General features: G+C 63.3%; 6 protein-coding genes. 5 read left to right on the plus strand and 1 reads right to left on the minus strand.

Annotation, left to right across the window (positions count from 1 at the left end):
* Positions 1-3: 3 nt before the first annotated feature.
* The 4 genes from ACOZK4_RS09250 to ACOZK4_RS09265 all read left to right on the plus strand — a co-directional run bounded on the left by ACOZK4_RS09250 (position 4) and on the right by ACOZK4_RS09265 (position 4,217).
* The gene (locus ACOZK4_RS09250) at positions 4-732 is read left to right on the plus strand and encodes an MBL fold metallo-hydrolase (RefSeq protein ID WP_421591635.1); all 729 of its coding nucleotides are present in this window, start codon (positions 4-6) and stop codon (positions 730-732) included.
* Between the two features lie 12 nt (positions 733-744).
* Positions 745-2,178: an aldehyde dehydrogenase family protein gene (locus ACOZK4_RS09255; protein WP_421591636.1), complete on the plus strand. Its 1,434-nt coding sequence runs from the start codon at positions 745-747 to the stop codon at positions 2,176-2,178.
* A 149-nt stretch (positions 2,179-2,327) separates the two neighbouring features.
* Positions 2,328-3,206 carry a DMT family transporter gene (locus ACOZK4_RS09260; RefSeq protein ID WP_421591637.1) on the plus strand — a complete coding sequence of 293 codons (879 nt, stop codon included), beginning with the start codon at positions 2,328-2,330 and terminating at the stop codon, positions 3,204-3,206.
* Positions 3,207-3,317: 111 nt separating this feature from the next.
* On the plus strand, positions 3,318-4,217 hold the full coding sequence (locus ACOZK4_RS09265; RefSeq protein ID WP_421591638.1) for a DMT family transporter: 900 nt from the start codon (positions 3,318-3,320) through the stop codon (positions 4,215-4,217).
* Positions 4,218-4,269: 52 nt separating this feature from the next.
* Here ACOZK4_RS09265 and ACOZK4_RS09270 read toward each other — a convergent pair whose 3' ends face one another.
* A complete protein-coding gene (locus tag ACOZK4_RS09270) occupies positions 4,270-5,085 on the minus strand; it encodes a MerR family transcriptional regulator (protein WP_421591639.1) in 816 nt (271 codons plus the stop codon).
* Positions 5,086-5,276: 191 nt separating this feature from the next.
* Here ACOZK4_RS09270 and ACOZK4_RS09275 point away from each other — a divergent pair.
* Positions 5,277-6,543, plus strand: a 1,267-nt coding sequence (locus ACOZK4_RS09275; RefSeq protein WP_421591640.1) for a 4-aminobutyrate--2-oxoglutarate transaminase, incomplete at its 3' end; no start/stop codon positions are given.

Here is a 6,543-nt window from a genome sequence, read left to right on the forward strand (position 1 = left end):
GTCATGCAGCGCATCCGCCCGGAGGACTGGTACAGCGTGCGTCGTCTCGACGACGACGTGACCGCCATTTCCGAGCCCTATATCCAGGAATTCTATCGCTGCAACATCTGGCACGTGCGCGGGCGCGACCGCGACATGCTGGTCGATAGCGGCATGGGCGTCGTGTCGCTGCGAGAATGGGTGCCGCTGGTGACGGAGCGTGATCTGATCGCGGTGGCAAGCCACACCCATTTCGACCATATCGGCTGCCACCACGAGTTCGAATGCCGCGCTGTACATTCCGCCGAGGCCGATCTTCTCGCCCATCCGACGCGCGAGAACACGCTCGCCGATCCCTATGTCACCGACGAGATTTTCGACGCGCTGCCGCCGGAGCCCTATTGCTCGAAATGTTATGCGGTGAAGAGGGCGCCGGCGACGCGCATCCTCGAAGACGGCGATGTGATCGATCTCGGCGACCGGCATTTCGAGGTCATACACACACCGGGCCACTCCCCAGGGGGTATTGCGCTCTATGAGAAGGCATCGGAAATTCTGTTCTCGGGCGACATCGTCTATGACGGTCCGCTGATCGAGGACACCTATCATTCCGATGGGAAAGACTACATCGCCTCGATGGAGCGGCTCATGACCCTGCCGGTGCGGCTGGTGCATGGCGGCCATTTTCCAAGTTTCAGCGGCGAACGCTACCGCCAGCTCATCAAGGGCTGGCTCGACGAAAAACAGAAGTGACGGGAGAAAAGCATGCTCGACAAGCGCAAATTCTACATCGACGGCCAGTGGGTCGACCCGCTGAAGGCCAATGACCTCGCGGTGATCAACCCGGCGACGGAAAAGCCGATCGCGGTCATCACCATGGGGACATCAGCCGATATCGACCGCGCCGTCGCCGCCGCCAAGAAGGCCTTTACCACCTACAGCCAGACCAGCGTTGAAGAGCGTCTTGCCCTGCTCGAAAAGCTGCTCGAGATCTACAAGCGCCGCTATGACGAGATGGCCCGCACCATCACGCTGGAACTCGGCGCGCCCATCACCATGAGCACCGAGCAGCAGGCCGATGTCGGCGTCGGCCATCTCCAGGGCTTCATCGACGCGCTGAAGCGCCTGAAGAGCCGCGACGTTCTGCCGAACGGCGACGTCGTGCGCCGCGAGCCGATCGGCGTGTGCGGCCTCATCACGCCGTGGAACTGGCCGATCAACCAGATCGCGCTGAAGGTCGTGCCGGCGCTCGCCACGGGCTCGACCTGCATCCTGAAGCCCTCAGAGTTCACGCCGCTCAACGCCATGCTCTATGCCGAGATGGTGCATGAGGCCGGCTTCCCGGCCGGTACCTTCAACCTCGTCAACGGCGACGGCATCGAATGCGGTGCGACGCTCTCCAAGCACAAGGATGTCGACATGATGTCCTTCACCGGTTCCACCCGCGCCGGCATCGCCGTCAGCAAGGATGCGGCCGAGACGGTCAAGCGCGTGACGCTGGAACTCGGCGGCAAGTCGCCGAACCTCGTCTTCGCTGATGCGGACCTCGAAGACCGCGTTTCCGGCACGATCCGCGAATGCTTCAACAATTCCGGGCAGTCCTGCGATGCGCCAACCCGCATGCTCGTCGAGCGCTCCGCCTATGACAAGGTCGTCGAGATCGCCGAGCGCGTCGGCAAGGACGCCACGGTTGGCAATCCGGAAGAGGAAGGCACGCATATCGGCCCGCTCGTCTCGCATATCCAGTTCGGCCGCGTGCAGGCGCTGATCGAAGCCGGTGTCGCAGAAGGTGCGCGCCTTCTCGTCGGCGGTCCCGGCAAGCCTGATGGCTTCGAGACCGGCTATTTCGTCAAGCCGACGATCTTCGCCGACGTCAACAACGAGATGCGCATCGCCCGTGAAGAGGTGTTCGGTCCAGTTCTCGCCATCATCCCCTTCGATACCGAAGAGGAAGCGATCGCGATTGCCAACGATACGGCCTACGGCCTTGCCGCCTATCTGCAGACGGGCAACCCGGAGCGTGCCGAGCGCGTCGCTGCGCGCCTGCGCGCCGGCATGGTGCACATCAACGGCGGCCCGCACCGCTACGGCAGCCCCTTCGGCGGCTACAAGCAGTCCGGCAATGGCCGCGAAGGCGGCATGTTCGGCCTGGAGGATTTCCTAGAAGTGAAGACGGTTCACCGCCCCGACGCGGCGTAAGAATCAAAGCAAGAATTGGAAGGCGGTGCCGGAGACGGCGCCGCCTTTTGCATGCGTCCAAAAGTTTCCGGTTAAATTAGCAGGTGCCCTCTGGTTCAAAGTGGTGCGGTCTGATAGCCCGCTGCTTTCGCGATGATCGGACTGCCGCCGTGTCCCAGACTGCCTCCTCCTCCCAGACCCGTCTTGCCGTTGCCGCACTTCTTCTCGGCGGCATGGCCATCGGTGGTTCGCCGATCTTCGTGCGGCTCTCGGAGGTCGGTCCGCTGGCAACTGCGTTCTGGCGCGTCTCGCTTGCCATCCTGCCGTTCCTGCTGATGTCCCGTCTGGGAAAGCAGGTGGATGAGCAGCCTTCAGGCCCGCGCGATACGATCTTCCTGCTGCTGCCCGGCGTGTTCCTCGCCATCGATCTCGTCGCCTGGCATCTTGCCTTGCATATGACCTCGGTTGCCAACGCCACGCTGCTCGCCAATCTGGCGCCGGTCTTCGTGACCCTCGGTTCCTGGCTTTTCTTCCGCGCCCGTATTACGCCGATCTTCCTGGCGGGGCTGGCGCTTGCCCTCATCGGGATCGTCGTGCTGAAGGGCGGTCCGCAGGCGATCGGCGGCGGGCAACTGGCGGGTGACGCGACGGCCATCACGGCCGCGTTCTTCTATGCCTGCTACATGCTGGCGCTCGGCCATGTGCGTGCGCGGTTCTCCGCGCCGCGCATTCTGGTCTGGACGACTGTTTCCGCCGCCGTCTGCATGCTGCCCATCGCCTTTGCCTTCGAAGGTGGTCTGGTGCCCCTGACACTGTTCGGATGGGCAATGGTCATGGGCCTTGCCCTGATCAGCCATGTCGGCGGCCAGGGGCTTTTCACCTATGCGCTTGCCCATCTTCCGACCGCCTTCTCCGCATTGACGCTGTTGATGGCACCTGTTGTCGCCGCCCTTCTCGCCTGGATCGTTTTGTCGGAACCGATCGGCATGATGCAGGCCGTAGGGGGCCTAATCGTGCTGGCCGGTATCCTCGTCGCGCGTCGTGGCTGATGCGCAGCGTCATGATTGCACCGCGTTTGATGCAGCGATCAAAATTGCTGACTGGATCGCTTGTGCCGAATGTGTCACAGCCGCAGCATCCCCGAGACCCGAGTGCCTGATATGACCGACATCGCCGCCCCCTCGTCCGCCACCGGCACCGCGCGTCTCGGCGTTTTGCTGATGCTGCTCGGCATGGTCATGTTCTCGCTGAACGACGTGCTCGGCAAATGGCTGGTCGCGACCTATTCCGTCGGCCAGCTCATGCTGATCCGCAGCATCGCGGCCCTCGTCGTGCTCGCGCCGTTCTTCTGGCGCGTCGGCTTTCGTCGCCTCGTGGAGGTCGAGCGGCCGAAGCTGCATCTGCTGCGCTCGTTTCTCTTCGCCTTCGAGGCGTCCGGCTTCTATTTCGCCGTGGCCTATATGCCACTCGCCGATGCCATGACCTACTGGCTTGCCGCGCCCATCTATGTGGCGGCGATGTCGCCGCTGATGCTGGGCGAAAAGGTTGGCTGGCGGCGCTGGACGGCGATCATCGTGGGTTTCATCGGCGTCGTGATCGCGCTTGAGCCGTCGAAGGACACGTTCACCCTGCCGGCCCTGATCGCCATCGCCGGCAGCCTTGCCTTCAGCCTCGCCATGGTGCTCGGCCGCTCCTTGCGCGCCACCCCCGATACGACGCTTGTCTTCTGGCAGGTGGCGGGTGCGGCGATCTTTTCCGGCATCTGGTGCCTTACCGATCCCTCGGGCTGGGCGCCCGTGCGCAGCGTCGATTTCGGGCTGCTGAGCCTGCTCGGCATCGTGGCGATGAGCGCGCATATGCTGGTCAACCGCTCGCTGAAGCTGGCGGATGCCGCGACCGTCGTGCCCTTGCAATATACGCTGCTGCTCTGGGCGGTGCTGTTTGGCTGGATGTTCTTCGGCGACGCGCCGCGCCCGGCCATGCTGGTCGGCGCCTGCTTCATCGTTGCCTCCGGCCTCTTCATCTTCTTCCGCGAACAGCAGCTCAAGCGTCGGACTTAAGCTTGGCGCAATTCCGGACGCAAAACCGCTGCACACTTTTCCTGGAATTGCTTCAGAACGTCGGCGGCGTGTTGATCCAGATGAGCACGGTCTCGCCGTCATGGCGATTGCGCCAGGCATGCCGGCGGGCGCTTTCGAAATAGAGGCTGTCGCCGGGGCCGAGGTCGTGGAATTCATGGCCGTCGAGCACCAGTTCGATGCGCCCCGACAGGACATGCACGAACTCCTCACCCTCGTGCTTATAGGCACCGTCCGAGGAAGCGCCGGGCGCCAGCACGAAGCGGTGGCAATCCATCATGTTGCGCCCGTCCGCCAGCACCTGCACGGTGACGCCGGGCGAGGTCTCGGGCCAGAGCTTCCATTCGCCTGACCGCACGACGGAGCGGTTGTCGTTCTCCTCTTCGCCCGACAATTTCGAGACCGTCGTGCCGTAATATTCGGCGAGATCGTGCAGAACGCGGAAGGTCACGCCCTGCGAGGTGCGCTCGAAGGTCGAGAGAACGGAGGTCGCGATGCCGATATCGCCGGCGACCTGCTCCAATGTCTTGCCCGCATCATGCCGAAGGCTGCGCAGCTTGCGGCCGACGCCCTGCGGCGCATCGCCTTCCGGGGCATGTGTGTCGACGGAGGGATCTTCCGCATCGAGAGCTTCGCGGATGGCGGCTGGGTTCAGGCCCCGTTCGGTGCGATACCAGGCGATGCGCTTCAATCGGGCGACATCATCGCCGCTATATTGCCGATGGCCGGTCTCCGAACGTCCCGGCACGACGAGCCCCTGCGTCTCCCAAAGCCTCAGCGTCGAGGCCGAGACGCCGGCAAGCCGTGCGGCTTCCGCCACCTTGTAGTGCACCGGTTCCGCAGAACCCATCGCGCCAATCCCTGATTCTGTATTATGGTTTGCTTATAGCATCCGGCGGGCCGCTCTCGGCCCTAAAAACCGTCGCATTGCCTGCGTAAAATCCGTATTGCATTCTTACAGAAAAAATGTAGGAATTCCACTTGAGACTTGCAGAAAAAATGCAAGTTATTGAACCAAGCCTCCAGATTCAGGATAGCGCCATGACCGCCACGCCCCTTACCGATCGCAAGAATGCCGCCATTTCGCGCGGCGTCGGCATGACCACGCAGATCTACGCCGACCGTGCAGAGAACGCGGAAATCTGGGACAAGGAAGGCAATCGCTACATCGACTTCGCCGCGGGTATCGCCGTCGTCAACACCGGCCACCGCCACCCGCGCGTCATCGAAGCCGTCAAGAAGCAGCTCGACCGTTTCACCCACACCTGCCACCAGGTCGTTCCTTACGAAAACTATGTCGAACTCGCCGAGCGCCTGAACGCCATCACCCCCGGTAACTTTGCCAAGAAGACGATCTTCGTCACGACCGGTGCCGAAGCCGTTGAAAACGCCGTGAAGATCGCCCGCGCCGCCACCGGCCGCCAGGCCGTCATCGCCTTCTCGGGCGGCTTCCATGGCCGTACCTTCATGGGCATGGCGCTAACCGGCAAGGTCGTTCCCTACAAGGTCGGTTTCGGCGCCATGCCGGGCGACGTCTTCCATGTGCCCTTCCCGGTCGAAACCCAGGGCACGACCGTCGAGCAGTCCATCAACGTGCTGAAGAAGCTCTTCGCCGCCGATGTCGACCCGAACCGCGTCGCCGCCATCATCATCGAGCCGGTCCAGGGCGAAGGCGGCTTCCTGCCGGTCCCGGTCAGTTTGATGAAGGCCCTGCGCGAAATCTGCGACCAGCACGGCATTCTGCTGATCGCCGACGAAGTGCAGACCGGCTTTGCCCGTACCGGCAAACTGTTCGCCATGGAACACTATGGCATCGCGGCCGACTTGATGACCATGGCCAAGGGCCTGGGCGGCGGCTTCCCGATTGCAGCCGTCACCGGCCGCGCCGAAATCATGGACGCCCCCGGCCCCGGCGGCCTGGGCGGCACGTATGCCGGCAGCCCGATCGGCGTTGCGGCGGCCCATGCCGTTCTCGACGTGATCAAGGATGAAGACCTCTGCAACCGCGCGGAAAACCTCGGCGCCCGCCTCAAGCAGCGCTTGGCTTCGCTGCAGGACAAGGTTCCGGAGATCATCGACATCCGCGGTCCGGGCTTCATGAACGCCGTCGAGTTCAACGACGTCGCCACGAAGCAGCCGAGCGCCGAATTCGCCAACAAGGTGCGCCTGAAGGCTCTCGAAAAGGGCCTGATCCTGCTCACCTGCGGCGTGCACGGCAACGTCATCCGCTTCCTCGCCCCGATCACCATCCAGGACGAGGTTTTCGCCGAAGCGCTCGATATTCTCGAAGCCGCGATGATCGAAGCCC

This window comes from Shinella sp. M27 (assembly GCF_049199905.1).
Taxonomy (GTDB): Bacteria; Pseudomonadota; Alphaproteobacteria; order Rhizobiales; family Rhizobiaceae; genus Shinella.